At 69.2% G+C, this 26,617-nt stretch carries 28 protein-coding genes; 13 read left to right on the top strand and 15 right to left on the bottom strand.

Annotation, left to right across the window (positions count from 1 at the left end; translation table 11 throughout):
* Positions 1–28: 28 nt before the first annotated feature.
* Positions 29–565 carry an NADPH-dependent FMN reductase gene (locus ACZ6YV_RS28070; RefSeq protein WP_465512446.1) on the bottom strand — a complete coding sequence of 179 codons (537 nt, stop codon included), beginning with the start codon at positions 563–565 and terminating at the stop codon, positions 29–31.
* Between the two features lie 119 nt (positions 566–684).
* On the opposite strand from ACZ6YV_RS28070, the gene ACZ6YV_RS28075 reads away from it, so the two are divergent.
* The 6 genes from ACZ6YV_RS28075 to ACZ6YV_RS28100 are packed head-to-tail and all read left to right on the top strand — an operon-like array spanning position 685 to position 4,672.
* On the top strand, positions 685–1,263 hold the full coding sequence (locus ACZ6YV_RS28075) for an ArsR/SmtB family transcription factor (protein ID WP_465512447.1): 579 nt from the start codon (positions 685–687) through the stop codon (positions 1,261–1,263).
* On the top strand, positions 1,260–2,510 hold the full coding sequence (locus tag ACZ6YV_RS28080) for an MFS transporter (RefSeq protein ID WP_465512448.1): 1,251 nt from the start codon (positions 1,260–1,262) through the stop codon (positions 2,508–2,510). Before ACZ6YV_RS28075 ends, ACZ6YV_RS28080 begins: the two co-directional genes overlap by 4 nt.
* A 10-nt stretch (positions 2,511–2,520) precedes the next feature.
* Complete coding sequence (locus ACZ6YV_RS28085) at positions 2,521–3,663, top strand: M24 family metallopeptidase (protein WP_465512449.1); 1,143 nt, start codon at positions 2,521–2,523, stop codon at positions 3,661–3,663.
* A complete protein-coding gene (locus ACZ6YV_RS28090) occupies positions 3,660–4,112 on the top strand; it encodes an Lrp/AsnC family transcriptional regulator (RefSeq protein ID WP_378240260.1) in 453 nt (150 codons plus the stop codon). Before ACZ6YV_RS28085 ends, ACZ6YV_RS28090 begins: the two co-directional genes overlap by 4 nt.
* 46 nt (positions 4,113–4,158) lie before the next feature.
* Complete coding sequence (locus ACZ6YV_RS28095; RefSeq protein ID WP_076166772.1) at positions 4,159–4,386, top strand: hypothetical protein; 228 nt, start codon at positions 4,159–4,161, stop codon at positions 4,384–4,386.
* The gene (locus tag ACZ6YV_RS28100) at positions 4,373–4,672 is read left to right on the top strand and encodes a hypothetical protein (protein ID WP_005150941.1); all 300 of its coding nucleotides are present in this window, start codon (positions 4,373–4,375) and stop codon (positions 4,670–4,672) included. The genes ACZ6YV_RS28095 and ACZ6YV_RS28100 overlap by 14 nt, the downstream gene beginning before the upstream one ends.
* Here the strand turns inward: ACZ6YV_RS28100 and ACZ6YV_RS28105 are convergent.
* Together ACZ6YV_RS28105 and ACZ6YV_RS28110 are read right to left on the bottom strand one after the other, a co-directional pair.
* Positions 4,669–5,742 (bottom strand): GDSL-type esterase/lipase family protein, encoded by a 1,074-nt coding sequence (locus ACZ6YV_RS28105; RefSeq protein WP_465512450.1) that lies wholly within the window; start codon positions 5,740–5,742, stop codon positions 4,669–4,671. The two genes, ACZ6YV_RS28100 and ACZ6YV_RS28105, sit on opposite strands and share 4 nt — an antisense overlap.
* A 70-nt stretch (positions 5,743–5,812) precedes the next feature.
* A complete protein-coding gene (locus tag ACZ6YV_RS28110; RefSeq protein ID WP_465512451.1) occupies positions 5,813–6,715 on the bottom strand; it encodes a LysR family transcriptional regulator in 903 nt (300 codons plus the stop codon).
* A gap of 96 nt (positions 6,716–6,811) precedes the next feature.
* Between ACZ6YV_RS28110 and ACZ6YV_RS28115 the strand changes: the two genes are divergently transcribed.
* Positions 6,812–7,651: an oxidoreductase gene (locus ACZ6YV_RS28115; RefSeq protein ID WP_465512452.1), complete on the top strand. Its 840-nt coding sequence runs from the start codon at positions 6,812–6,814 to the stop codon at positions 7,649–7,651.
* 4 nt (positions 7,652–7,655) lie between these two features.
* On the opposite strand, the gene ACZ6YV_RS28120 is transcribed toward ACZ6YV_RS28115, so the two are convergent.
* Positions 7,656–9,230 (bottom strand): FAD-dependent oxidoreductase, encoded by a 1,575-nt coding sequence (locus tag ACZ6YV_RS28120; protein WP_465512453.1) that lies wholly within the window; start codon positions 9,228–9,230, stop codon positions 7,656–7,658.
* A gap of 66 nt (positions 9,231–9,296) precedes the next feature.
* On the opposite strand from ACZ6YV_RS28120, the gene ACZ6YV_RS28125 reads away from it, so the two are divergent.
* Entirely contained in the window at positions 9,297–9,905 is a 609-nt protein-coding gene (locus tag ACZ6YV_RS28125) for a TetR/AcrR family transcriptional regulator (RefSeq protein ID WP_465512454.1), read from the top strand.
* A 7-nt stretch (positions 9,906–9,912) separates the two neighbouring features.
* Here ACZ6YV_RS28125 and ACZ6YV_RS28130 read toward each other — a convergent pair whose 3' ends face one another.
* The 5 genes from ACZ6YV_RS28130 to ACZ6YV_RS28150 all read right to left on the bottom strand — a co-directional run bounded on the left by ACZ6YV_RS28130 (position 9,913) and on the right by ACZ6YV_RS28150 (position 14,559).
* Positions 9,913–10,539 (bottom strand): maleylpyruvate isomerase family mycothiol-dependent enzyme, encoded by a 627-nt coding sequence (locus ACZ6YV_RS28130; protein WP_465512455.1) that lies wholly within the window; start codon positions 10,537–10,539, stop codon positions 9,913–9,915.
* Between the two features lie 204 nt (positions 10,540–10,743).
* Positions 10,744–11,166, bottom strand: a complete 423-nt coding sequence (locus ACZ6YV_RS28135; RefSeq protein ID WP_465512456.1) for a DUF4259 domain-containing protein — start codon at positions 11,164–11,166, stop codon at positions 10,744–10,746.
* A 638-nt stretch (positions 11,167–11,804) separates the two neighbouring features.
* A complete protein-coding gene (locus ACZ6YV_RS28140; RefSeq protein WP_465512457.1) occupies positions 11,805–13,100 on the bottom strand; it encodes a M20/M25/M40 family metallo-hydrolase in 1,296 nt (431 codons plus the stop codon).
* On the bottom strand, positions 13,093–13,920 hold the full coding sequence (locus ACZ6YV_RS28145; protein WP_465512458.1) for a M55 family metallopeptidase: 828 nt from the start codon (positions 13,918–13,920) through the stop codon (positions 13,093–13,095). The genes ACZ6YV_RS28140 and ACZ6YV_RS28145 overlap by 8 nt, the downstream gene beginning before the upstream one ends.
* A gap of 42 nt (positions 13,921–13,962) precedes the next feature.
* The gene (locus ACZ6YV_RS28150; RefSeq protein ID WP_465512459.1) at positions 13,963–14,559 is read right to left on the bottom strand and encodes an Rv1733c family protein; all 597 of its coding nucleotides are present in this window, start codon (positions 14,557–14,559) and stop codon (positions 13,963–13,965) included.
* Positions 14,560–14,840: 281 nt separating this feature from the next.
* Here ACZ6YV_RS28150 and abc-f point away from each other — a divergent pair, with 281 nt between their 5' ends.
* Positions 14,841–16,469, top strand: coding sequence for a ribosomal protection-like ABC-F family protein (gene abc-f / locus ACZ6YV_RS28155; protein ID WP_465512460.1), 1,629 nt, complete (start codon positions 14,841–14,843; stop codon positions 16,467–16,469).
* Between the two features lie 39 nt (positions 16,470–16,508).
* Here abc-f and ACZ6YV_RS28160 read toward each other — a convergent pair whose 3' ends face one another.
* Positions 16,509–17,774, bottom strand: coding sequence for a family 1 glycosylhydrolase (locus ACZ6YV_RS28160; RefSeq protein WP_465512461.1), 1,266 nt, complete (start codon positions 17,772–17,774; stop codon positions 16,509–16,511).
* Between the two features lie 181 nt (positions 17,775–17,955).
* On the opposite strand from ACZ6YV_RS28160, the gene ACZ6YV_RS28165 reads away from it, so the two are divergent.
* Both ACZ6YV_RS28165 and ACZ6YV_RS28170 read left to right on the top strand, forming a co-directional pair.
* Positions 17,956–18,801: an LLM class flavin-dependent oxidoreductase gene (locus tag ACZ6YV_RS28165; protein ID WP_465512462.1), complete on the top strand. Its 846-nt coding sequence runs from the start codon at positions 17,956–17,958 to the stop codon at positions 18,799–18,801.
* A 151-nt stretch (positions 18,802–18,952) separates the two neighbouring features.
* Positions 18,953–19,546 (top strand): CGNR zinc finger domain-containing protein, encoded by a 594-nt coding sequence (locus ACZ6YV_RS28170; RefSeq protein WP_465512463.1) that lies wholly within the window; start codon positions 18,953–18,955, stop codon positions 19,544–19,546.
* Here the strand turns inward: ACZ6YV_RS28170 and ACZ6YV_RS28175 are convergent.
* Positions 19,464–19,970: a PIG-L deacetylase family protein gene (locus ACZ6YV_RS28175; protein WP_465512464.1), complete on the bottom strand. Its 507-nt coding sequence runs from the start codon at positions 19,968–19,970 to the stop codon at positions 19,464–19,466. The two genes, ACZ6YV_RS28170 and ACZ6YV_RS28175, sit on opposite strands and share 83 nt — an antisense overlap.
* A gap of 257 nt (positions 19,971–20,227) precedes the next feature.
* Between ACZ6YV_RS28175 and ACZ6YV_RS28180 the strand changes: the two genes are divergently transcribed.
* Positions 20,228–21,307 (top strand): glycoside hydrolase family 5 protein, encoded by a 1,080-nt coding sequence (locus ACZ6YV_RS28180; RefSeq protein ID WP_465512465.1) that lies wholly within the window; start codon positions 20,228–20,230, stop codon positions 21,305–21,307.
* 72 nt (positions 21,308–21,379) lie between these two features.
* Here the strand turns inward: ACZ6YV_RS28180 and sigJ are convergent, their stop codons facing one another.
* From sigJ to ACZ6YV_RS28200, 4 genes are all read right to left on the bottom strand, one after another.
* Positions 21,380–22,267 carry an RNA polymerase sigma factor SigJ gene (sigJ, locus tag ACZ6YV_RS28185; RefSeq protein ID WP_465512466.1) on the bottom strand — a complete coding sequence of 296 codons (888 nt, stop codon included), beginning with the start codon at positions 22,265–22,267 and terminating at the stop codon, positions 21,380–21,382.
* A gap of 65 nt (positions 22,268–22,332) precedes the next feature.
* Complete coding sequence (locus ACZ6YV_RS28190) at positions 22,333–23,679, bottom strand: FtsX-like permease family protein (RefSeq protein WP_465512467.1); 1,347 nt, start codon at positions 23,677–23,679, stop codon at positions 22,333–22,335.
* A gap of 95 nt (positions 23,680–23,774) precedes the next feature.
* Positions 23,775–24,809, bottom strand: a complete 1,035-nt coding sequence (locus tag ACZ6YV_RS28195) for a 4Fe-4S binding protein (protein WP_465512468.1) — start codon at positions 24,807–24,809, stop codon at positions 23,775–23,777.
* Positions 24,806–25,987: a thiolase family protein gene (locus tag ACZ6YV_RS28200; protein ID WP_465512469.1), complete on the bottom strand. Its 1,182-nt coding sequence runs from the start codon at positions 25,985–25,987 to the stop codon at positions 24,806–24,808. Before ACZ6YV_RS28200 ends, ACZ6YV_RS28195 begins: the two co-directional genes overlap by 4 nt.
* Before the next feature lie 88 nt (positions 25,988–26,075).
* Here ACZ6YV_RS28200 and ACZ6YV_RS28205 point away from each other — a divergent pair, with 88 nt between their 5' ends.
* Entirely contained in the window at positions 26,076–26,522 is a 447-nt protein-coding gene (locus ACZ6YV_RS28205; RefSeq protein WP_465512470.1) for a winged helix-turn-helix transcriptional regulator, read from the top strand.
* The last annotated feature ends 95 nt before the right edge of the window (positions 26,523–26,617 follow it).

Genomic DNA, 26,617 nt, shown 5'->3' on the forward strand with positions numbered 1-26,617 from the left:
CCCAGCCGGGTCCTCCCACGGAGACCGGTCAAGCGGCGTAGGGCCGCACCCGGCGTGCGTCGCGCAGCGCGTTGGCCCACCAGCTCAGCTGGTTCAGCAGGGTGGTGGCCGCGAGAGTGGCGCCTTCGGTGTCGTCGTGCTCGCCGTCGGGCCCGAAGTGGTTCCAGGCGTAGGGGAAGCTCACGGTCTCGCGGATCGTGGCGGCGTGGAGTTCGGCGAAGACCGGGCGCAGGTGCTCGACCGCGCGCAGGCCGCCGGAGATCCCGCCGTAGGAAACGAAAGCGACCGGCTTTCCGTGCCACTCGGGGCCGGTGGCGTCGAGCGCGGTCTTGAGCGGGCCGGGGTAGCTGTGGTTGTACTCGGGGACGATCACGACGACGGCGTCCGCGGCGGCGACACCGGGGGAGAGGCTGTCGGGGGCTTCGGCCAGGTCGATGACGGACAGAGTGACGTCTTCGCGCTGTTTCGCGCGATCGAGGAACCAGTTCGCGACGACGGGTCCGAAGCGGCCCTCGCGGACGCTGCTGATCACGACGGCGAGCTGATAGGGCGAGTTCGTTGTCATGTCGCAAACCGTAAAACCTGAACTTAAGTAGAGGTCAAACTCCGGAATCGGCTCATCGCCGGAAATCAATCGCAGAGAACTCTTTGCAAAGGACTCTCTGCGGTCGTAGGGTGGAAGGTATGGGGAAGAGCGGGAGATATCTCGCGCGGATCGACGGACGCCTTCTGCGGGCGTTGTCGCATCCACTGCGGGTCAGGATTTTGGAGCTGCTGCGGGAGGACGGCCCGGCGACGGCGTCCGGACTGGCGAAGCGGGCGGGGGAGAGTTCCGGGACCACGAGCTGGCATCTGCGCCAGCTGGCCGAATGCGGCCTGATCACGGAGGACACCGAACGCGGCAGTCGTCGCGACAGGTGGTGGAAGGCCGTGCACGAGGGTGACCAGATGCGGGCCAGGGACTTCATCGACGACCCGGATCTCACCGGCCCGTTCAGCGCCTACGCCCACGCGATGGTCGAGCGGCGCTATGCCGCCGAAGCGCAGTTCGTCGCCGAAGTGCGGGACTGGGCCGACGAGTGGATCGACAAGGTCAGCTTCCACGACTCACCGCTGTCCCTGACGCCCGACGAAGCCGCCGCGTTGAGCGACGAGATCATCGAGGTGATCAACCGCTACCGCCGTCCCGAGCAGGAGGGCGATACCCAGGTCCGCGTGCATTGGGCGGCTTTCCCGAGGAAATCCCGGCCGGAGACGCCATGAGCCGGATGCCACTGGGGGCTCTGGTCGTGGCTTCGGGGATCTCCTCGGCCGGGGTGATGATGACACTGCTCGCGATTCCCTGGTTCGTCCTGCAGAGCACCGGCAGCGGAACGAAAACGGGTCTCGTCACCGCGGCCGAAGTGCTCGGCCTGATGGTCGCCGCGTTGCTGGGCGGGCCGATCGTGGACAGGGTCGGTACGCGCCGGGCCAGCGTCGGCGCGGACCTGCTCACCACCGTCACGGTCCTGCTGATCCCGCTCGCGATGAACACGACCGGGCTCAGCCTGCCCGGGCTGATCGCGCTGTCGTTCGTGATGGGCGTGTCCCGCGGTCCCGCCGACACGGCGAAGCAGGTGCTGCTTCCCGGAGTCGCCGAACTCGGCGACGTTCGCATGAGCCGGGCGGCGAGCGCGGTCGAAGCGGCGATGAGGACCGGCCGGATGGTCGGCGGACCCGCGGCCGGCGCGCTCATCGCGCTGATCGGCCCGATACAGGTGCTGTACGCCGACGCAGGCGCGCTCCTGCTGTCCTCCGTGCTGGTGTTCACGCTGATCCCCGTGGCGGCCGGTCCGCCGAGGCCGTCGTCGGGCGGATACCTCAAGGAACTGCGCGAAGGACTCGGGTACATCAAGCGTGACAGTCTGCTGCGCGCGATGGTGGGCATGCTGATGCTCACCAACAGCCTCGACTTCGGGCTGCTCGGCGTCCTGTATCCGGCGTACGGCGATCAGGTCCTGCACAGCACCGCGCTCATCGGCGCGATGATCACCGCCGTCGCGGTCGGCGCGCTCATCGGCTCGGCGCTCTACGGCTGGGCGGGCCATCGGTTTTCCCGGCGGACGGCGATCCTCGTCGCCATCGGCATCGAGGGCGCGCCCAGATTCGCCTTGCTCGCGCTGGAACCGGCGCCCGCCGTCCTGCTCACCGGACTCGTGGCCGCCGGGATCGGGGCGGGCGCGCTCAACCCGATCGTGCTCCCGGCGGTCTACGAACGGGTCCCGGAAGCGGTCCGCGGCCGCGTGCTCAGCCTCCTCGTGGGCGGCGTGCTCGCCGCGATGCCGCTCGGCTCGATGGCGGCGGGGCTTCTGCTGGACGGCGTCGGGCTCGTCGGGGCACTCGCGGCTTTCGGAGGTCTGTACCTGATCGCCGGCACCTTCCCGGCGATCTTCCGGGTCTGGCGCGGGCTCGACGATCCCGCCCCGATCGGGGGTGACCGGCTGGTGAACGAAGGGGCACGGACCGACTAGGCTCGCCATCATGTCGCGCCGTTCCCTTCACAACCCAGCCCCCGACGCCGCCAGCCTCCGCGCCCGCCTCGATCGGGCCCGTGCCGCCGCGGTCGCCGCCGGCACCGACGCCCTGCTGATCGCACCCGGCTCGGACCTGCGCTACCTCATCGGCCAGGCCGGGGGCTCCTTCGAACGGCTGACCACGCTGGTGATCCCGGCCGACGGCGTCCCGGCGCTGGTGCTGCCGAAGCTGGAGGCGCCCGGCTACGCCGACGTTCCGGCCGACGAACTCGGCATCGAGATCGTCACCTGGGTCGACGGCGACAACGCCTACGAACTGGTCGCCGACAGGCTGGGCAAGCCTGGCCGGGTCGCGGTCAGCGACTTCACCCCGGCCTTGCACGTCCTCGCCTTCCGCGGCGCGCTCGGCGACGCCGAGCAGACGCTGGCCGGGCCGATCGTGCGCGAACTGCGGATGCGCAAGGACGCGGCCGAGATCCAGGCACTGCGCGACGCCGGTGCGGCCATCGACCGCGTGCACGCCCGCGTGCACGAATGGCTGCGCCCCGGCCGCACCGAGGCCGAGGTCGGCGCGGACATCACCGCCGCGATCGTCGAAGAGGGCCACACCCACGCCGATTTCGTGATCGTCGGCTCGGGCCCCAACGGCGCCAGCCCGCACCACGACGTCTCCGAGCGGGTCATCGAGCGCGGTGACGTCGTCGTGGTCGACATCGGCGGCCCGATCGCCGAGGGCTACAACTCCGACTCCACCCGCACCTACGCGGTCGGCGAGCCGCGCGACGCCGACGTCGCCGAGACGTACGCGGTCCTGCAGCGGGCCCAGCGCGCCGCGGTCGAGGCCGTCCGCCCCGGTGCCACCGCCGAGTCGATCGACGCCGCCGCGCGCGACATCATCGCCGAGGCGGGTTACGGCGAGTTCTTCATCCACCGGACCGGCCACGGCATCGGCCTCGACGTGCACGAGGAGCCCTACATCATCAAGGGCAACGCGCTGCCGCTCGAGCCGGGCATGGCCTTCAGCGTCGAGCCCGGCATTTACCAGCCGGGCCGCTGGGGCGCCCGCATCGAAGACATCGTCGTGGTCACCGAGGACGGCGTCGAGTCGGTCAACCAGCGTCCGCACGACCTGATCGTGCTCGACGCATGACCGGTTCCCTGGAGCCGCTGGACCAGGCCATCGCGCAGGAGCTGGCCGCGGACGGACGGCGCAGTTTCACCGATCTGGCCGAGCGGGTCGGACTTTCGGTGTCGGCGGTGCACCAGCGGGTGCGGCGCCTGGAGCAGCGCGGGGTGATCCTCGGGTACACCGCGCGGCTCGACGGCGAGCAGATCGGCCTCCCGCTCACGGCGCTGATCTCGCTGACGCCGAACGATCCGGCCGCTCCGGACGACTATCCGCAGCGTCTCGAGCACATCAAGGAGATCGAGTCCTGCTACTCGGTCGCCGGGGACGAGTCGTACATCCTCCTGGTCCGGGTGGCTTCGCCGCTCGGCCTGGAGGACCTGCTCCGCCGCATCCGCGAGTCCGCCAAGGTCTCGACCCGGACCACGGTGGTGCTGTCGACGCCGTTCGAAGGTCGTTCTCCCACCTTGTGAAACCGGAAAACGGGTGGGCTTGCGCGGCGCTGGTACGATAAAAGGTATGGCAACACGTAAGGTCACACTCTCACTCGACAGTGGTGCGCTCGAGTTCGCCGAGCGGGCGGCCAAGGCACACGGGATTTCGGTCTCGTCGTGGTTGTCCAAGGCTGCCCGCAGGGAAGCCGTCCGCACCGGATACACCCCGCAGCGAGCTCCGGTCGCACCGTCCGCCGAATCGGACGAGGCCGAGCTGACAGCCGCGGAGAAGGATCTGCGTGCACAGGGGTGAAGTCTGGACGTACCACCCCCCGACCGAACCGGCACGGCAGCGCACCGTCGTACTGCTGTCCTCGGACGGGGTGAACGAATCCGAGCGGCCGTGGCTGCTCGGCACCGAACTGCTGGACCGTGATCCGCAGGACATCCTCGGTGTCGCCGTCGACGCGCGGTACTGGGTCTCCACGCTGAACCTCACGCGCCTGTACCGGCCGTGGTTCGACGAGAAGATCGCGGAGATCGACCAAGAGGTCCAGGAGCGCATCGACATCGCGTTGCGCGCCGCGTTGGATCTCTAGCGGGCGACGACCTCGGGCGCGGCGTGCAGCTTGCCGTCGGCGCCGGAGAGGCACGAGGCGTTGCCGCCCCGGGCGGCGAGGAACTCGTTGAGGCAGTTCGCGATCTGCGCGTGGCCGTTCGCGTTGGGGTGGAAAGACTCCTGCAACGCGTGGCTCGCCCGGTCCACCTGGCCGAGGTCGCTCAGCTGCAGCGTCAGCCTGCTGAACCACTCGTTCGCCGGGTCACTGCTGCACGCCTCACGGCCGGCGCCTGCCCGCGAAAGGTCCAGGAACCGCGCGGTGGTCGCCCTCGACGCCTGCTTGAGCCCGTCCGACAGCACGGAGACGCCGTCGCGGCGCATCCACTCCAGATCCTCCGTACGGAACGGGCAGCCGTTCAGGCTGCGCAGCGTTTCCGGGATCTGGGGCCCGACAGGCGAGGCGTACGACATCAGCACGAGCTGGTAGTCCGCCGGGACGTAACCGGCCTGCGCCAGCACCTTCTTGACGTCGGCGACGGCGTTGGTCACCTTCGGCACCATCGCGTCCACTTTGGACTTCCAGGTTTTGCGGAGAGCTTCGCTGCACGGCGGGTTCTGCGGGGAGAACCACGCCTTGAAGCACTCGCTGACCTGAGCGGAGAACTTCGGCTCGTCGTTCGCGCCGATCGCGATCACCACCGCGGCGACCCGGTGGTCCTTGATCAGGTTCGCCAACTGCTGAGCCTGCGACGGCTCGGTCCACTGCTTGGCCTCGCCGAGGGCGACCTGCTCGGACGGCGCCCCCGAACACGCGAGGTTCACGCGCGCGGTGACGTCGGGGATCTTGACCTGCTCGACGAAGGCGTTGGGGGAGCGGTGGCACCAGTTGCCGCCCTGCCCGTTGGTCGTGGGCGTGTAGTTGCCCGCGCCTTCGCCGGAAACGGTGCTGTCGCCGAGGGACACGACCGTCAGTGGCCCCGTTCCCGGCGGTCCTTGGCGCGGGGAGGGCTGCCCTGGGCGGCTCTCCGGCCCGGTAAAGGCAATCAACCCGACGAGAACCACCACGAACGTGAGCGCGAGAGCACCCCACCACCACCGGAAACGTCGCATCGTCACCGGATTCTACGGAAGCCCGGTCCCGGCAGGGTGATCATGGCGGTGTGACGATGGCTATGCCCGGTCAGCCCGCCTCCGTCAGGTCCGTTCCGGCCGCCAGTTCCGACACGATGTCGAGCACGCCGGGCAACGCGGGCTTGTCGTTCCCCGGTGCCCAGGCCACCACGGTCCGGGTGGTGTCGCCTGCCAGCGGCACGAACACCACGCCGCTTCGCCGCAGGCTGTGCGAAGACCGGGCCAGCCTCGTGACGCCGATGCCGGCGGCGACCAGGCCGAGCAGACCCTGCACGGTCGCCGCCCGCTGGACGACGCGCGGGGTGAACCCGGCCGCCTCGAATTCGTTGTCGTAGCGGCGATGCCAGGGCTCCCACGAACTCCGCGGCGTGAGCACCCACGGCTCGTCGGCCAGGTCCGCGAGCTTCACTTCGGCCGCGTCGGCGAGCCGGTGTCCCTCCGGCAGGACGGCGCAGACCTCCTCGGTGATCAACGTGCGGGTCTCGAAGCCGTCGACCAGCGGAGGCCGCGTGAAGATCAGGTCGTAGCGTCCGCCGGTGAGCCCGTCGACGAGCGGCGCGATCTGGGTGTCGTCGGTGGTGAGGGTGAGATCGGGGAGACGGTCGCGGACGGCGCGCACCACCGGCGGGAGCAGGTAGTTGGCCGTGGTGGTGAGGAAACCGAGGTGGAGTGTGCCGATCTCGCCGCGCACCGCCCGGTTCAGCACCGAAAGCGCCTCGTCGTTGCGCGCGAGCACCGCACGGGCCTCCGGCAGGAACAGCGACCCGATTTCGGTGAGCCTTGTCCCGCGGCTGTCGCGCCGCAGCAGGCTCGCGCCGAGAACTCGTTCCAGGACGGTGATCTGCTGGGAAAGCGACTGCTGGGCGATGTGCAGGCGGCGCGCGGCCTTGGTGAAGCTCGCGTCTTCGGCGACCGCGACGAAGTAGCGCAGCTGCCGCAGCTCAGGGGTCACAGGCTCTGACTGTAGCCGCACCAGGAAGCCGGTGTTGGCGGGCAAAGCGCGATCTTCGCAGGATGGGTGGCAGGAACTTCACTGGAGGAAACAGGAATGACGAAGGAAACCGACGGCCGCGTCTGGTTGATCACCGGCTGCTCATCCGGCTTCGGCAGGCACCTCGTCCTGGCCGCGCTCGACGCCGGCGACCGCGTGATGGCCACGGCCCGCCGTCCGGAAACCCTGGCCGAGCTGGAAGAGCTCGGCCAGGGCCGGGTGCGTGTCGCGGCGCTCGACGTCACCGATCCCGCTCAGGTCGAGGCCGCCGTCCAGGCCACGCTCGCCGAGTTCGGCCGGATCGACGTCGTGGTCAACAACGCCGGTCATGGCTCGGTCGGTGCGGTCGAAGAACTGACCATGCCCGACCTGCGGAAGCTGATGGACGTGATGTTCTTCGGCGCCGTCGAGGTGACGAAGGCCGTCCTGCCGCACCTTCGGGAACAGGGCAGCGGGGCGATCGTGCAGATGAGTTCGATGGGCGGACAGCAGAGCCCGCCCGGATTCGGGGCCTACTGCTCGGCGAAGTTCGCGCTGGAAGCGATGTCGGAAGCCCTCGCCGCCGAGGTCGCGCCGTTCGGGGTGAAGGTGCTGATCGTGGAGCCCGGCGCTTTCCGGACCGGGTTCGGCGGCAGCGCGTTGCAGCGCTCGCGGGTGATCGACGCCTACCGCGAATCCACCGGCGCCATCCGGGACTTCGTCGAGGGGATGGACGGTTCCCAGCCCGGCGACCCGTCGAAGGCCGCTGCTGCGATCCTGAAGGCGCTCGACAGCGACAACCCGCCGCTTCGGCTCGCCCTCGGGGATGACGCCGTCGATGGCCTCCGGGCTTCGCAGGAGGCCAGGGCGGCGGAGCTGGCCGCCTGGGAAGCCTTGAGCCGCTCCACCGCCTTCTGAGAGGTCAGGCGCCGACCCAACGCCCGATCGCGATGTCGAGCAGCTTCCGGGCGTTGTCTGTTGAGTCGTCCGCCCAGGCGATGATCCCGTCCGGGCGCACGAACAGGCTCGGCTGAGAGGTATCGGAGACCGGATCCGCCGCGTACGCGACGCTGTCCGCCAGTCCGCGGACAGCGTCGGCGTACCGGCCATCGGGTGAGCGGTCGACGAGCACGAAGCGGCCGTCGTGAGCGTGGTCGGCGAGCCGGTCCCCGGACTCCAGTTCGACATCCCCGGCGATCGAGCCGACCGGGGCGCATGCGTCATCGGCGACGTTGTAGTGCTGCAGGATCCCGGAGGAGAGCGCGATCATCCGGTTGGTCGCGCCGGGGACGGCGAACAGTTCGTCCCCGACGACCTTCCGCAGCTGCGCGGTCCGTTCGTCGCCGCGCATGAGGGCCACCTGGGCGCGGGTCCAGTCCAGGACCCACGCTCCGATCGGGTGCCGTTCGGAGTGGTAGGTGTCGAGCAGCCCGGCGGGCGCCCACCCGTTGACGGTCGCGGCGAGCTTCCAGCCCAGGTTCACGGCGTCGCCGAGGCCGAGGTTGAGGCCCTGGGCGCTGAACGGCGAGTGCACGTGAGCGGCGTCGCCCGCCAGGAACACCCTGCCGTGGCGGTAGGTCCGGGCCTGGCGCGCGTTGTCCGACCAGCGGGTCGCCCGCCCCCGCAGCCGGGTGATCGTCACCGGGACGCCGGTGACTTCCCGCACCGCGCTCTGGAGCTCTTCGAGGGTCACGGGAGCGTTCTTGTCCTCGGGCTGGGGCGCGAACTTGGCGACGAGGACGCGTCCCGGCATCGGACCGTAGGTGTAGATGCCGCGGGGCGTCCAGTTCCACCCGCGGCGCAGTTCGCTCGCGTCGTCGAAGTCCGCGATGGCCTGGTAGCCCACCAGTTCCGGGTCGGTGCCCACGAAGTCGACGCTGAGCCGTTTGCGGACGACGCTTCGGCCGCCGTCGGCCGCGACGACCCAGCTCGCGGCGAAGTCGCCCGCGCTGGTCTCGACGACCACGTCGGCATCGTCGTCGAGGCCGGTGCCGGTGCTCCGCAGATCCCGCACCTCGACACCGCGGCGGATCTCGACGCCCAACCGGGCGCAGTGTTCGCCGAGCAGCAGTTCGAGGTCTTGCTGCGGTACCAGGATCCCGTTGGCCACCGCCGTATGCGCGGCGAGGGCCGGGTCGTCCTGGTCGACCAGATCGTGCCGGAACATGATCCCCGCGAAATGCCCGATGACCGCGAACCGGCGTGAGGTCCGGCCCGCGGCGTCCGTCAGCTCGCGCACGGTCCGGTTCGAGCGGCCGGCGGTGAAGGCGTTGGCCTCGGCCAGGCGGCCGCGCTGCACCTCCTCCGCGGCGGGCAGCAGGCCACGCCGGTCCAGGATCTCGGCGCTGGCGACGTTGATCGAGCCGGACTTGATCGTCGTGTCCGGCTCCTCGAGCCGCTCCAGCACGGTCACGCGGACCCCCCGCAAGGCCAGCTCGCTCGCGAGGAACAGGCCGGTGGGTCCGGCGCCCACGACGATCACATCGGTCTGACGCATCTCAGCTCCAAGCTTTACTTAGTAAGGTTACTTGGTAAGCTTAACGAGTAAAGGTAAGGTTGTCACATGGCGAAGCGAGGAGACCGGGGCGGCTCGAAGACAAGGGCGCATCTCGCCGCGGTCGCGACGGAGCTGTTCGTGGAGCGGGGTTTCGAGGACGTCACCGTCGCCGAGATCGCGGCCGCGGCCGGTGTTTCGAAGGTGACGGTGTTCTCGCACTTCGATCGCAAGGAGGACCTCGCGCTCGACCGTCTTCCGGACGCCGTCGGCATGGTGCGGGCGGCGATTCGCGAGCGGGCGGACGAGGTCACCGCTGTCGAAGCACTGCACGCCATGGCCGCCGGACTGGCGAAGGAGCAGCATCCGCTGTCGGGATTGAGCGAGGACGCCCTGCCGCTCGCGCGCACTGTCGCCGGGTCACGCGCGCTCATTTCCCGGCTTCGCGAATTCGAGCACGAGATCGACGCAGAGTTGGCAGGCGAACTGGAGAGAGACACCCGGTTCTCGGGCGACAGCGAACTGCTCGCCGCGCTGCTCGTCGCGGCGTATCGCACGGTCATCGCGACGACGGTCCGGCGCCGCCTCGCCGGGGAGGACCTCGCAGGGCTCGTCGCGGCCCATCGTCAGCGGCTGGACTCGGCCTTCACCGTGCTCGCGAAGGCCTTTCCGAGCTGACTCGGGTTCAGCCGTCCACCCTGGACGCGAGGATCGCCGCACCGGGCCCGGAAAGCTCGCCCAGGGCCGCGCCCCGTCCGGCGATCGCCATCAGGATCGCCTCGCCGGGGCCGAGGAGTTCCGGGCCGGATCCGGCCGACCAGTCGAGGTCCGTCGCGACGAGCCGGAGCCCCCGTGCGCGCTTGTCCGCCTTGATCACCTTGGCGTGGCGCGCGAAAGCCAAAGCGTGACGCAGCCGCTCAGGCGGAACGTCGCGAGGGAGCCCCAGCGGACGCCGGATGTCCTGCTGATGGACGAGGCTGTCGAGCAGCCCCACCCGTCCGCCGAACACGGCTGTCAGGCCACGAGGGTCGAGGTTGTCCTCGATCCTCGCGATCAGTTCGTCCGGTGTCCGCTCGGGTTCGCGCGCGACACCGAGCGCGTTCATCCGGTCCAGCCGCAGCCCGCCGCGGACGGCCTGGGTGAGCAGATCGCGGAAGCGCAGGGCGTCGTAGTCGACGACGTGGACGACCAGGTCCCGCACCGTCCACTCCGGACACAAGGTCCGTTCGTCCCATTGCCCGGGGGTGAGTGTCCGCAGGAACGCGGCGAAGTCCGTCCGTTCGTCCCGTACGAGTCGCGTGACCGATTCCACCGGCGGCCTCCTGGAGTCATTTGTAGTCGAGCCATCCGCAAACGTAGTAGTTCGTTGTGGCGGACCACGCTTTCTGTCACCTGCATCGGGCGTGATCCTGCGTGTTCGCCCGCAGTGGGTCAGGGCGCTTGTCACCCACCGGCCACGCTGGTTGTCATTGAAATGCATCGACGGTCCGGGTCATTAGCGGCCAGAGCAGTACGGCTATCGTCTGGCGTCCTCGGCGTCGGAGGCAATGGTATGGCGTAGCGTCCTGACCTGGTCCAGCCAGAGTTCCCGATCGTCGGTTTCGTACCACAGGTCTGCGAGTTCCGAGTCGTCGGCGATTACGCGGTCGAGTGCTTGCGCGGCGAGCGCGTGCAGGCCGACCGGCAGCGGTGGCACGGGATGTTTGGGGCCGTAGTGTGTGTCGACCGGTTGCCCGGCCGGACGTTGGGCGGCGACCAGCGCGGCTGCGGCGACAGCAACGGACGCGACCGCAGCGTTGAGGTAGCCGGTTTCCTTCGCAGCCTTGGCAAGTGCGTGCCGGATGGCCCCTGGGCGTTGAGCCTCGTCTAGATGGTCTAGATCTACTGCGAAGTCTGCGGCTTCGTCATTGTCGAACGGTCCAGTACCCCATGTGCCCATGTCTGACATTCTGCCCATGGCGGTAGGTGATCAGCACCCCGGCGGAGGCTACCCACGCTGGCTGCACGGCAGACCGTCAACGATCGCTCGATGCGGCTCGCGACGAAGCTCGGATTATCCGCGGTAGCGGCGATTCGGGGAGTACGACGCTGAGCAGTGGTTCCGCGTCTGGCACTCCGTCCCAACACCCCAGAAGTGACAGATAGCGTGGTCGGTCAGTGCGACCTCATGTCGCACTGACCGTGGCGGCGCCGGCTCGGAGCGCGGGAATTGCACGACTTCCTTCAGCTCCAGGCCGAGGCCGGACACCGCCGGTGTCGGCAGGGGATCGAGGATCTGGTCGTCGGCCCGTGCGGCCGGAGTGGACAACCCCGCCACGAGGACCATGACGAGCATCGCTGTCGTGCACGATCTGAGTCCGGACATACGCCCCTGCCACTCTGTGTGCAAGCGGACACCTCGACGCGAGAAAGCGCTTTCTCGCGTCCGGATTTTCGACCGTACGGGCCGGAACCGGTGTCGGCTGGGTCCTAACGGAGGAGTTCGCGGGACGAGAAACAAGCCAGCGGGCGGTGTTGCTGCTCGTGAGTGGTAAGTGTCGTTCTAACGCGACTTACCACTCACGAGGCACGAGAGGCTCAGCAGTTCGCCAGGAAGTGCCGCAGCACGCGGGTGCCGAACCGCAGTCCCTCGACCGGGACGCGCTCGTCCACTCCGTGCGCCATCGCGCGATAGGGAAAGCCTTCCGGCAGCCACAGCGGCGCGAAGCCGTAGCAGTCGATCCCGAGCGGACTGAACGCTTTCGCGTCCGTTCCGCCGCCCATGCAGTAGGGGACCACGACGGCGTCGGGGTCTTCCGAACGCAGCGCGACCGCCATCGCGTCGAACCACGGCGAATCCACCGGAGCCTGGACAGGCGGCTGATGCGCGACGAACTCGCGGGTGACGCCCTCGCCGAGCATCGCGTCGAGCTCGGCGAACAGCGCCGGTTCGGTATCGGGGAGGACGCGGACGTCCACCTGGGCCTCGGCCGAACTCGGGATCACGTTCACCTTGTAGCCGGCGTCGAGCATGGTCGGCGTCGTGCTGTTGCGGACGGTCGGCACCACCAGTGCCCCGGCGGGCCCGAGCCGTGCGATCGTCCCGTCCACATCGGACAGATCGACCGGGACGCCGAGCGCTTCCCCGGTGCGTTCGAGGAAGGCCTGGACCGTCGGGGTCAGCTGGACCGGCCAGCGATGCGCGGCGATCTTGCCGAGCGCGGTGACCAGCCGGGTGACGGCGTTCTCGTCGTTGGGCCGCGATCCATGCCCCGCGCGCCCCTTCGCGGTCAGCCGCAGGTGCGCGGTGCCGCGTTCGGCCGTCGCCACCGGATAGAGCCGCACGGTCCGGCCGTCGGCGGCGGGAACGTGGTAGGTGTACGCGCCGGACTCGCTGATCGCGGCCGCGCAGCCGTCGAACAGGTCCCGGTGCTCCGCGGCGAGCCAGTGCGCGCCGTCGTCGCCCTTGTCCTCCTCGTCGGCCACGAAGGCCAGGACGAGGTCCCGCCGCGGACGGAAACCGGTGGCGAGAGCGGCGAGCACCATCGCGATGAAGTCCTTCATGTCGACCGCGCCGCGGCCCCAGAGGAACCCGTCGCGGATCTCGCCCGAGAAAGGGTCCACCGACCAGTCAGCGGCGTCGGCCGGGACGACGTCGAGATGTCCCTGCACGAGCAGCGCGGGCAGGCTCGGATCGGTACCGGGGACCCGGGCGATCACGTTCGCGCGCCGGGGCGCGGATTCGATGATCTTCGAGTCGATCCCGAGCCCGGACAGCAGCGAAGCGACGTACTCGGCGGCCTCGCGTTCGCCCTCGGAGTCCCCGTTGCCACGGTTCGTGGTGTCGAAGCGGATCAACCGCGAGCAGACTTCGACGACATCCAGCTCAGCCATAGATACCCTGCACCGCCCCGGCCGCGATCGCCGTGACGATCTTGAACGCCTTCATTGCTTCCGTCATGTCCGGCGCGTCGAAACCGACCCGCCGCACGCCGATCTGTTCCACCGTCGGGATCACCGCAGCGGCCTGCGCGAGATGGCTGGCGTCGAACTCGACCTCGATCCGGTGGGGACTGGTGAACCGCTCGACCCGGCCTGCCCGGTTCATCGCGTCCGCCGCGGCCGAAGACAGCAGTTCGGCGGTCCTGGCGGGCGGCAGGCAGATCGCGGCGTAGCGGCTTATGCACTCCTTCACCGTGACCAGTTCGGCTTCGGGCGCGTAGTCCTGGGCGTCGTCACAGGCCTTGTCGTCGCCGGAGACGACCAGCACGGGGACGCCGTACTCGGCGGCCATCGCGGCGTTGAGCCTGCCTTCGCTGGCGGGGACGTCGTCGAGCCACACCCCGGTGATCTGATTCTCCAGGTAGGTGTGGGAAAGGACGCCGTCGAAGCCGGCACCGGCGTGGTAGCCCAGGAAGACGACCCCTTCGACGCCGGTGTCGATTCCCTGCATCATCGAGAGCGGCTTGTGCCTGCCGGTGAGCATGCGCGCGCGGCCGTCGAGGTCTTCGAGCAGGAGGTTCCGCTGCGACGAATGCGCTTCGTTGACCAGTACGTCCGTGGCGCCCGCGTCGAACAGGCCGGCGATGGTGGCGTTGACGTCGCCGGTGAACAGGCGCCGGAATCGCTGCCACTGCTCGGTACCGGGGATGACGTCCTCGGTCCAGGTGACGCCGGTGGCGCCCTCCATGTCCGCCGAGATCATGATGCGCATGCCGGGCACCCTAGCCGAGGCTCTTTGTCCCCGCCCCCGGGATCAGGGCCAGGAACCGGAACGCGGGTAGACCGCCCACGCGCGCTCCCAGGCCGCCGCCCGATGCCGGTTCAGCACCAGCCGGACGACCCGGTGGAACAGGACGAGCGCGGCGACCACCGCGAACCAGAGCCACACGCCGACGAGCACGGAATCGAAGACGGCCGTCGACGCGGTCCTCGGGGCGGCGGTGAGATCACCGCGGGCGTCGATCCAGATCGGCACAGGCGCTCCGGCGGGACTGCCGGGCGTCGCGAAGACGCCGCCGGTGTGCCGGGCGCCGCGTGAGTCGGTCCAGGTCGCCTCGGTGGCGGAAGCGTCGGTCCCGACGCTCTCGCTGTCGACGATGCGGATGGGCGCGGCCTTCAGCAGGTACGCGGTGGAAGCCTGACGTCCGGCCGCGTCGGTGGCGGCCGCGGCCACCTGCCTGCCGTGATTGGCCGAGCCGACGGCGGCCGCGACGGGGACGGCGAGGAGCGCCGCGAGGATGACGAGCTTGAGGACGAGGGCTTCGAACCGGTCCGAGCCGCGGGCGAGGGAGTTGTGACTCGGGAAGAGCCGTCGCCGGAACCGGGCGATCGGACCGCTGGACCCGTGCACGAGGAACCCCATTCCCTCAGATCGCGAAAACCTCCACTGTCGATTCTCGGTCACCGGGGCGCCGCTGTCGCGGTATGGGGACACAGACCACTCTGTGAACCTGTACACAACCTTTTATTCGTTTTACCCGCCCTCGTTCTCCCGCTACCGTCTTCGTCATGGGGATTTTGTTCTACCTGTGATTCTCGCCTTCGACGCGGCCCTGGCGTAGAGCCTTCGCTCCGCCGGGCCGCGTCCTTCCGCATGTTCTTCTTCCTTGCGAGAATCAGGAGGACGCCCCTGTGCGCACCCCGCATCGAAATCCCGGAACACAACTCGTGCTCTCCGGTGTCACCAAACGTTTCGACGACCATGTCGTGCTCGACCAGGTCTGCTTCACCGTCAAACCGGGGGAAAAGGCGGGAGTCATCGGCGACAACGGCTCGGGCAAATCCACCCTGCTGAGGCTGATCGCCGGCCGCGACGAGGCGGACAACGGCACGGTGACCGTCACCGCGCCCGGCGGCGTCGGGTATCTCCCGCAGACGGTGGAGCTGCCCGAAACCGCCACGGTCGGGGACGCGATCGACCTCGCGCTGGCCGACATCCGGGAGCTGGAATCCCGGTTGCGGGCGGCCGAGACGTCGCTGGAAACCGACGAAGACCTGGTCGTCTACGGCGACCTCATGACCGCTTACGAAGCCCGCGGCGGCTATGAGGCGGACGCCAGGGTGGAGGTGGCCCTGCACGGGCTCGGGCAGCCGGGCCTCGATCGGGGCCGCGCGCTGGGCACCCTGTCCGGTGGGCAGCGATCCCGGCTGGCGCTCGCGGCCACCCTGGCCGCGTCGCCCGAACTGCTGTTGCTGGACGAGCCGACCAACGACCTCGACGACGAAGCCGTCGCCTGGCTGGAGAACCACCTCCGAGGGCATCGCGGCAGGCTCGTCGCGATCACCCATGACCGGATGTTCCTCAGCCGGGTCACCACCACGATTCTCGAGGTCGACGCCGACCGCCGGACCGTGCACCGGCACGGCGACGGCTACACGGGCTACCTCGCGGCCAAGGAAGCCGCGCGAGCCCGGTGGGTCCGCGAGTACGAGGAGTGGCGGCTGGAGAAGTCCCGTTACGAGAGGATGGCGGACGTCAACATCGACCGGTTCTCGGAGATCCCGCGCAAAGCCCCGGCGGCCTTCAGTGGGGCAGGGGCGTTCCGCGCCCGCTCACGGGCACACGGGGCGATGAGCCGGATCAGGTCGGCTCGCGAGCGGATCCAGCGGCTCGAGGCGGACCCCGTTCCGGCTCCGCCGCGGCCGCTCCGGTTCACCGCGCGGATGTCCACCGGCGAGGCGGACTCCGATCGGTACGTGGTGAAGGTGGACGCCGTGTCGGTGGACGGCCGGCTGCCGCGGACGTCGCTGTGCGTGCACCCCGGCGAACGGGTGCTCGTGACCGGCCCCAACGGGGCGGGCAAGACGACCCTGATGCGGGTGCTCGCCGGTGAGTTGGCGCCGTCGACCGGGTCGGCGGATCGGGCGGGCCGGATCGGGTTCCTGCATCAGAACGGCGGGCTCGGCGGCGATGCCCGGACTGTCCTCGCGGTCTTCGCCGGAGACGGAGACGAAGACGAGGCGGCCGAGCGGTTGCTGTCTCTGGGCTTGTTCAGGGCGCCGGATCTGCGCAAGCCGGTCCGGGACCTGTCCGTCGGGCAGCGTCGGAGGCTGGAACTGGCCAGGTTGGTGACGGTCAGGACCGACCTGCTGCTGCTCGACGAGCCGACCAACCACCTCGCCCCGGATCTCGTGGAGGAGATGGAACAGGCGCTCGCGGAGTACTCCGGCGCGCTCGTGGTCGTCACCCACGACCGGCGGATGCGGCGGACGTTCGAGGGCAGGCGGCTGGAACTCGCCCCCGAACCGCTCGCCGTCTGAGGAATCGGCCGTCTACAGGGGACAGTCCCCTGTAGACGGTCACCGCAGCGGCGCGAGCGGCCCGTCCACCTTGGCCGGGTTCAGGCAGCTGTTCAGCCCGTCGACGAGGGAGCAGGTCCCGGGCCCACGATCGAGCCGGTAGCCCTGCGGTACGCCGCCCGCGGTCACCAATGCCCGGTACGCGGGAGCGGCGTCCGTGGGGCGCCTGGTCAGTGACGGGTCGGTGAGGGCGTCCACTGTGTACAGCCCGAACCGGGCCCGGTAGCTGCCCCATTCGTAGTTGTCGGTGAGGCTCCAGTAGTTGTAGCCGATGAGGTTCATCCCGTCGGCCTTCGCCCGCTGAAGCCAGTACACGGTGTCGCGGACGTGATCGCCGCGGGAGTAATCCGCGTCGCGCTGCTTGCCGTTGTCGGTCGCCATGCCGTTCTCGACGATGTAGAGCGGCAGGCGCGGGAACCGGTTGTGGTAGCTGCGCAGCGCGTAGTAGATGCCTTCGGGCTGGAGCTTGACGTCCCAGAACTTGTCGGTCGCGGCCGCGAACACCGTCCAGTTGTCGAGGCTGAGGCCGTAGTAGTAGTCGATGCCGATGAAGTCGAGCTTGTCCTTGACCTGGTCGAGGAAGAACCAGTCGGCCATCCCGTTGACCCCGGTGATGTAGGCCTGGTTGCTGGTGACCTTCGAGGTCGGATCGCGCTCGTGGATCAGGTCGTAGGCCCGCCGGTGCGCCTGGACGACGTTGGACTGCGCCGCGAAGTACCGCGTGGTGCTCAGCGCGCCGACCTTCTGTTCGTTGCGGAGGAAGATGAGCGGCTCGTTGAACGTCACCCAGAGGACGTCCTGTCCGGCGTAGCGCTGGACGATCTTCCGACTGAACTCCAGCCATGCGTCGGCGGTCCGCGCCTCGGCCCAGCCGCCCTGATCGAGCGCCCAACCCGGGTAGACCCAATGGTTGAGCGTGATCATCGGGGTCATGCCCGCGGCCCGGACCTGGCGGAGCACGTCGTCGTAGAAGGCCAGCTCGGTCTCGTCCCACCGGCCGGGCGAGGGTTCGACGCGAGCCCACTCGACGCCGAAGCGGTAGGTGTTGACGCCGAGCCCGGCCGCGAGGCGGATGTCGTCGGCGTAGCGGTGCCGGAAATCCACGGAGTCCCGGTACTCGTCGACGCCGTCCTTGCCGGCGGAGCGGTCGACGAACCGCTTCCAGTTGCTGTCCGGGGCGCTACCCTCGGACTGGTAACCCGACGACGCCACGCCCCAGTAGAAGTCACGGGACCAGCCGTCATCCTGCGATGCGGACGCGTTCACAGCCGAAAGTGTCGCGCATAGTGAGACGGCGACCAGGAAACCGAGTCCCCGGCGTAATCTTCTCCGATGCTCCGGCCACTTCGTCGATCGTTCACCGGTGTCCGCCATCTTTCGGACGCTAACGTGGGTGAACGGCGTAAACAAGCGGCCGTCCGGGGACTTCGACGATGACGTTGGGGAGATGATCGACTTGACCGGCAGCACGGTCCGCCATGCCGTCTATCTGCCGCCTTTCGGCCCGTTCGGCGAGCCCGGGGTGCTCGTCGACCTCGCCGTGCGCGCCGAGGCCGCGGGCTGGGACGGCTTCTTCCTGTGGGACCACGTGGTCGCGGACACGATGCCCATCGCGGATCCGTGGACGACGCTCGGCGCCATCGCGCACGCCACCAGCGGACTGCTGTTCGGGCCGATGATCACGCCGCCTGCCCGGCGCCGCCCGTGGGTGGTCGCGCGGCACGCGTCGACGGTCAGCAGGCTCTCCGGCGGGAGGCTGATCCTCGGCACCGGGCTCGGCTCGGACGAATCCGGCGACTTCAGCCGGTTCGGCGAGCAGACCGACCTGCTGACCCGGTCGGCGATGTTCGACGAGGGCCTCGACGTCATCCGCGCGATCTGGTCCGGCAGGCGGTTCGACCACGACGGGGCGCACTACCAGGTCGCGCTCGCCGAGGCGCCGCCCGAGCCGTTCCCGATCCCGATCTGGGTGGCGAGTTCCACCGACAACCCGCGCGTGGTCCGGCGAGCGGCGTTGTGCGACGGGATCTTCCCGAATCCGGAGGATCACACGCCGACCGCCGAAGAAATCGCCGATACCCACCGCGCGCTCGGCCTCGCCGGGCTGGAGCCGGGCCGCCACTTCGACGTCGCGGTCGCCGGGAACGCGAGTCCGGCGTGGGAAGAGCCGATCAAGGTCGATCTGCCGGCGCTGGGGCAGGCCGGGATGACGTGGTGGATGGAGTCCCTGATGCCTCACGACCCGCTGGAGCTTTCGCAGAAGATCGTGGACGCGGGTCCGCCGCGGTGGTGAGCCGATCTCGTCTGTCTACAGTGGACTGAGGTTGCATCGTTCGCGGGATTTCGTTGCTCCAAAAGACTTCGCTGCCCTTGCGGCGTCGCGTGCCTTTGGTAGCGTCACCGTCGGCGTCCTGCGAACCAGTGACGTCGGGGGAGGGGGCGCGATGGCTGACGAGCTGGACGGGGCCAGGCTCGACGGGCACCACGCGATGCACCTGGAAACGGGGGTCGCGCTGATCAACGCCCTGACCGGGGACCACGCCCAAGGCAGGCCGAAACCCGCGCTCGGTGGCCACGACCTGGTCCGTGCGGCCGCGGAGGCGCTCGCGCCGGTGGACGGTCAAGTGGATCTCCTGGCGGCGGAACGCCTCCGGGCGGTGGCGTCGCGGCTTCGGGAGGTCATCGAATCGCTTTCCCGGCGTGAGCACGACGAAGCGGCCGGGCTGCTCAACCGGATGCTCACCGAAAGTCAGGCCCGTCCGTACCTGCACCGGCACGGCGACCAGTCGTGGCACCTGCATTTCCACAGCCCCGAAGCCGATCTCGTCCAGCAATGGGCGGGTGGGCTGGCGGTGTCGGTGGCCGCGGCACTCGGTGACCACATCCCGCATCGCGTCGGGCTGTGCGCGGCGCCACGCTGCGATCAGGTGTACGTCGACGCCAGCCAGGCGCAGATCAAGCGGTTCTGCGGCCTGGCCTGCCAGAATCGGGTGAAGGCCGCCGCTTATCGGTCCCGCGCGCGCCGGTCGGGGCCGTGAGCCGGGCGGTGTCGCGTCGAATGTCGAAGGTGTGCGTGATCTCGGATCGGGCGCTGTTGGCGCGGAGAAGCGCGTCGACGTCGTAGCGGAACGGGATGCGCGACAGGCGCACGATCCGCACCAGGCGTGCGACGGTGTCGCGGGGGATGGTCGCTTCCAGCGGCCGGACGTCGCCGGCGAGTTCCGCCGCCCGCTTGCCGACCTGGTGCACTTTGACGTGGTCTCGGTGACCGTAGCCGCCGTTGCGGTCGTAGCTCAGCAGCACGGACGCCTGCTCCTCGCGCAGGATCGTGACGAGCCGCGCGACCGCTTCCTCTGTGCTCGCCCGGACGAAGCGGACCCAGTCCGGCGGGTCCGGGTAGAGGATCGCGCCGTGGCCGCTCCCGGCGTATCCGAGGTGCACGACCCGTTCGACGCCCAGCACCTTCGCGCTCGTTTCGAGCTCGGCCCAGCGTGGGGCGCCTCGTCGTCGGGGTGCGCGTGGAAGGCCATGATGGTCGTCACGCTCCGAGCATGCCCGAGGTCGTCGAAACGGTCGGTGGTCAAGTCTTGACCGTCCGTCGATCTCGTGGGTAATGTCTCCTTTACTTTCCAATAGTAAGGAAAGTTTCCTATTTAATCCCGCCGCCCTGACCGTCGGCGCACCGGCCCCGGTGCCGTCGACGCGAGAGGAGAAGCCGAATGCGTTGGGACAAGATCCGTCTCCGGGTGACGGCCGCACTGGCCGCCGGACTGCTGGCCCCGGTAGCCGCCGCGAGCACCTCGATGGCGACCGAGACCGCGGCAGAACCCGCAACGCAGGCAGCCGCCGCGCTGCCGCCGGGCAGCCCGGCGGCGATCAACGGACAGCTGAAGGTCTGCGGCCTCCAGCTCTGCAACTCCGCCGGCAAGCCGATCCAGCTCCGTGGCATGAGCACCCACGGAATCCAGTGGTACAGCCAATGCGTGAAGGCCGCTTCGCTCGACGCGCTGGCGAACGACTGGAAGGCCGACGTCCTCCGGATCTCGATGTACATCCAGGAAGGGGGCTACGAGACCAACCCGCGCAAGTTCACCGACATGGTGCACGGGTACATCGAAGAAGCCACCAAACGCGGGATGTACGCCTTGGTCGACTGGCACCAGCTCACCCCCGGCGACCCGAACGCGAACCTCAGCCGCGCCAAGACGTTCTTCACCGAGATCGCCCAGCGGCACAAGGACAAGACCAACATCATCTACGACATCGCCAACGAGCCCAACAACGTCAGCTGGGACCGCGTCCGCAGCTACGCGGAGCAGATGATCCCGGTCATCCGCGCCCAGGACTCCGACGGCGTCGTGCTCGTGGGCACCCACGGCTGGGGCTCACTCGGCATCTCCGACGGCCGCGACGAGACCGACGTCATCAACAACCCGGTGCGCGCCACCAACTTCATGTACACGTTCCACTTCTACGCGGCGTCGCACAAAACCGAGTACTTCACGGCGCTGACCCGGGCCGCGAGCAGGATCCCGTTGTTCGTGACCGAGTTCGGCACCCAGACCGCCAGCGGTGACGGCGGCAACGACTTCACCAACTCCCAGAAGTACCTGGACTTCCTGGCGTCGAAGAAGATCAGCTGGACCAACTGGAACTTCTCCGACGACAACCGTTCGGGCGCGGTGTTCAAACCGGGCACCTGCTCGGGCAGCTCGTTCACCGGCACGGCTCCGCTGAAGCCCGCCGGTGTCTGGATCCGGGACCGTATCCGCACCGCGGACGCTTTCCCGACCTCCTGATCCCGGCAGCGCGCATGTCATGAAAGGGTCGTTCAGGACGTTTTTCGTCCTGAACGACCCTTTCATGACACTTCAGCCGAGGGGCTCGAAGTCGAGAGCGGCGAGGCGGTCCGGGTCGGCGAGGATGTCGATCGCCGCGATCTTCCCGTCCACGACGGTGAACGCGAAGACCGTCACCGGGACGCCGTCCTTGGTGACGACCATCCCGGCCGCGCCGTTGACCAGCGCGGGCCGCGCGACCCCACCGGCGCCTGCCGCCCGGAACATGAGTGCCTGACCCGCGACCGTGGCCGCGCCGCGCACGAAACGCGAGGTTCCCGCCGGCGCCGCCCCGCCCTCGGCGCGAAGGATGACGTCCGGGTCGAGCACCGAGACCAGCGCGTCGAAGTCGCCACCCCGCGCGGCGGCGAAGAACGCGTCGACGACTTCCCGCTGACGGCTCAGGTCCGCGTCCGGGACCGTCGGCGAGCCCTGCAGCCGTCGGCGCGCGCGGCTGGCGAGCTGCCTGGTCGCGGCGGATGACCGGCCCACGATCGGCGCGATCTCGTCGAACGGCAGGGCGAACATGTCGTGCAGCACGAACGCGAGCCGCTCGGCGGGGTCCAGTGTGTCGAGCACGACCAGGAGCGCCAGCCCGACCGAATCCGCCAGCAGTGCCTGATGCTCCGGATCGATTCCGCCCTCGCGGCCGATGATCGGGTCGGGGAGCTGCGCGCCGACCGGGTCCTCCTGCCGTGACTTGCGCGAACGCAGCATGTCGAGACAGATCCGGCCGACAACGGTGGTCAGCCAGCCGCCGAGGTTGTCCACCGCGCCGGACTCCGACCGGCTCAGCCGCAGCCAGGCTTCCTGCACCGCGTCGTCCGCCTCGCTCAGCGACCCGAGCATCCGGTACGCCACCGCCCTCAGGTGCGTCCGATGTCCCTCGAAACGCCGCGCCAGCCAGTCGTGTTCGTCCACGGTCCCCATCCTTCATCGATCAGTCGTAACCCTGACGCGTGGGGGAGCGAAGATGTGACAGGCCTTCAGCCGCGGGTGGCCGCCTGGATCGCCGGGGAGCGCATGGCCTTCGACGCCGCGCCCACATGCGAACCGAGGGTCAGGACCACCGCGACGCCGACGATGGCGAGGTAGAACCCGATCGTCTGGTCCAGGATGAGCCTGCCGGTCCTGGCGACGCTGTAGGGGATCACGGTCACGGCCGCCGCGAGCGAGCCGAACAGGATCCCGACGATCACCAGGACGGTGCCTTCGGTCCCGACCAGCCGCAGAACCTGAGAAGGCGTCGATCCGAGGAGCCGTTGCTGGCCGAATTCCCGGCGGCGCCCGATGACCGCCGCTACGACGGTGTTCACCAGCATCACCGCGGCGAACAGGGCGATCATCCCGACGACGACGTAGTTCAGCGTCTCGATGCTGCCCGCGATCTTCGACGGCACGGTGCCGGCGACGTTCTCGATGGCCTGCATGGACAGCGTCCCGGTCGCGATCCCGGTGAACAGGATGATCGGCACCAGCACCCCGGCCAGCTGACGGCTGAGCACGCGAAGGTGGGTGGCGGTGAGATGACCGCAGACGCCCACGCGGCGCAGCGGGGCGGCCAGCGCGGCCGCGATCGGGCCGAGCAGCGTGGGGGAGAGGAGCGCGAAGCCGATCGCGGAGAGGATCCCGCCCTGGCCGCCGACCGCCATCAGCGCGGGCTCGGTCCCGGTGAACGCGATCATCGTCGCCAGACCGCAGCCGAGGCCCGCCGCCAGCGTGAGCACCGCACCGATCACACGGATCCGGCCGGTCGGCCCGGTGTCGACGCTCGCTTCGCGAATCGCCTCGACCGCTCCGCGCCGGGTCACCTGGCGAGCGGTGACGGCCGCGGCGGCGAGCGCCGCGAGAAGGGTGATGCCGGTGCCCATCGAGATCGCGATCGGGCCGAACCGCGCCTCCAGGCCCGCCGGTACCCGGCCTGTGTCGCCGAGCAGCGCGACCAGCCATCGGCCGGCCGAGACCGACGGCACGACGGCCACGGCCGAGGCGAGGACGGCGACGGCCGCCGCTTCGACGGTGATCATCCGGCCGATCTGTGACGGTGTCGCGCCGGCACTCTTGAGTAACGCCAGTTCCGGAGCGCGCTGCCGGATCAGCAGCGACAGCGTCGACAGTGTCGCGAACAGGACGATCACCATTCCCCAGCCCCCGACGACGCCCGCCATCAGCAGCAGCGTCTTCCCGGCCTCCGGGCCCGCGCCCGTCCGGGTGTCCAAAAGGGACGCGAATGTCATCAGGATCGTGGCGCCGAAGAACATCGCGGCGAAGCTCGCGAGGAACCCGGCCGGACGACGGCGGAGTGACGACACCGCCAGCTTGGTCGCGATCATGTGAAGGTCCTCCCCAGTGCCTTTGCCCGCCAGATTAGGGAGACATCGCGGCACCGGACAGGGGACAAGCCCCCGTACGCGGGGTGGGGTCAGCCTCACCGCCTCGGATAACCGCCGTCGACCTCCTTCACCGGCTTGTGCGGGAACCGGCGTTCGGCGTAGGCCTTCGCCGCCGAGCCTTCCTGCACGTACAGCGTCTCCACCTTGTCCTGCAACGGTTTCACGACGGTTCCGAGGAAGTCCCGGCGGTCGTCGAGATAGGGCCCGAGCACGTCCTCGCCCGCCGGGCAGACGGCCATGCAGTACGCGGCCTTGTAGTTCGGCTTGAACGCGAGGCTCTGCCACATCGACACGTTCTCCGAATCGGTCACCCTGGACCGGAAGTCGGCGGCGTCCTCGCTGTCGGCCACGGTCTGCGCCCAGTCGGTGAAGCCGCTCATGAACTCGCGGTAGTTGTGCGTCGAGCAGGCCAGGAAGTCGAACTCGCCGGTCTTCGAGATCGCCCCGATCGGGCAGGCCGCGACGCACAGCTTGCAGTCCAGGCAAGGGTTGTAGTCGAGGGCTTCGCCGTGCGCGGACACCTCGGCGTCGACCAGCAACGTCGCCAAGAGCACGAAGTTGCCGAACTTCGGGTGGATGACGTTGCGGTGCAGCCCCATGGCGCCGAGCCCGGCCGCGACGGCGACCGTTTTGTGCGCGACCACCCAGATCCGGCCGGGATAGTTCTCCATCTCCATCGGGAAGGTCGCCGACGGGTTGATCGCGCGGTATCCGGCGTCCTGCAGCTCACGGACGATCGTGTGGCCGGCCTCGTTGATGATCTCGCCGCCGCGGTGGAACTCCTGGTTGGCCACGCTCCGGGCGGGGGAGCGGACATTGTCGCGGTTCATCCGCACCACGAGCGAGACCAAGGTCTTGGTCCCTGGCAGCGCCCGCAGGACGTGCTCACATTCTCCTGCCAGATCTGGGTGGTCGAGCGGGACGGCCGCCGCGTCGTCGGCGCCCGCGGCTAGGCAGATCTCCTTGAGCCAGGCGGCGTCGATCACCGGCGACGGCTTCTCGCGGGGTTTGGCGAGCACTGCCTTCACCGACGGATGGCCCGCCAGTTTCCGGGGGAGCCGGTCGGTCACAACGCCTCCAGGATGGTCGCGTTGGCCTGGCCGCCGCCTTCGCACATCGCCTGCAGGCCGTACCGGGCGCCGTGGTGGTGCAGCGCGTTGACCAGCGTGCCCATCAGCCGGGTCCCGCTCGCGCCGAGCGGATGACCCAGCGCGATCGCGCCGCCGTGGACGTTGACCTTCGCGGGATCCGCCCCGGTCTCCTGCTGCCACGCCAGCACGACACTGGCGAACGCCTCGTTGATCTCGAACAGGTCGATGTCCGCCAGGCGCAGACCCGCGCGCCGCAGCACCTTCTCCGTCGCCGGGATGACGCCGGTGAGCATGAGCAGCGGATCGGACCCGGTGACGGCGAAACTGTGCAGGCGGGCGCGGGGCCGCAGGCCGAGGCGGGCAGCGGTCTCGCTGGAGGTGATGAGCACGGCGGAGGCGCCGTCGTTGATCGGGCTGCTGTTGCCCGCGGTCACCGACCAGTCGATCTGCGGGAATCGCGCGGCCACCCCCGGATCCTGGAACGCCGGGCGCAACTTGGCGAGTGTTTCGAGATCAGTGAGGGGCCGGACGGACTCGTCGGCGGACACCAGACCGGACGGGGTTTCGATCGGCACGATCTGGCTCGCGAACCGCCCGAGCTTGTGCGCACGCGCGGCCTTATGGTGCGACGACACGGCGAACTCGTCCATCGCCTCGCGGCTGAGCGACCATTTCGCGGCGATGAGTTCGGCGCTGATCCCTTGCGGTACCAGTCCTTCCGGATAGCGCTCCGCGACGCCGGGGCCGAGGGGATCGGTGCCCGGCAGCACGTTCGACCACATCGGGACGCGGCTCATGGACTCGACACCACAGGCGATGACGACGTCGTACGCGCCGGCCATCACGCCCTGCGCGGCGAAGTGCACGGCTTGCTGACTGCTGCCGCACTGCCTGTCGACCGTCGTGGCGGGGACGTTTTCCGGCAGCCCGGCCGCGAGGGCCGCCCAGCGCGTGACGTTCTGGGCCTGCTCGCCGACCTGGTCGACCGCGCCGCCGATGACGTCGTCGATCAGCTCCGGGTCGATTCCGTTGCGGTCCACGAGAGCGCGCAAGGTGTGGGCGAGCAGCTGGACCGGATGGATGTCGTGCAGGGCGCCGCCGGGCTTGCCCTTGCCTATCGGGGTACGGACGGCGTCGACGATGACCGCGTCGTGCACGGCTGCCTCCAGGGTGAGTTGGGATCTCCAACTCACTGTGGCATCGAGTGGGTTGGAAATCAAGACTCACTGGGTTTACGCTGGTCGCATGACCGAAGGACCGAGGGACTGCTCGATCGCCAACGCGATGGAGGTGATCGGGGAGCGCTGGAGCCTGCTCGCGCTGCGCGAGGTGTTCTTCGGGGCACGGCGGTTCGACCAGATCGTCCGCAACACCGGGGCGAGCCGCGACATCCTGACCGCGCGGCTGCGCAAGCTCGTCGAGACGGGGATCCTCGAAAAACGGCTGTACGAGGAGCATCCGCCGCGCTACGAGTACGTGCTCACCGAGGCGGGGCACGCCCTCAACCATGTACTGCTGAACCTGATGGCGTGGGGCGACGCGTACGTCACGGAAGGACCGGCGCCGACGGTGTGGCGTCATGCGTGCGGCGAGGAGCTCGCGCCGGAGACAGTGTGCGCGCACTGTCGTGAACCGGTGCGCGAGAAGGACATGACGCTGGTGCGGAGCAGTCGGCGCGTTCGTGGCTCGTGAGTGGTGAGGACGGTTCTAACCCGAATCGCCACTCACGACCACCTCGGTTCCGGGCCCTTGCCCCGCTTGAAGTACGTGAAGGCCCCCTTCATTGC

The sequence above is a fragment of the Amycolatopsis sp. NPDC102522 genome (assembly GCF_055584485.1).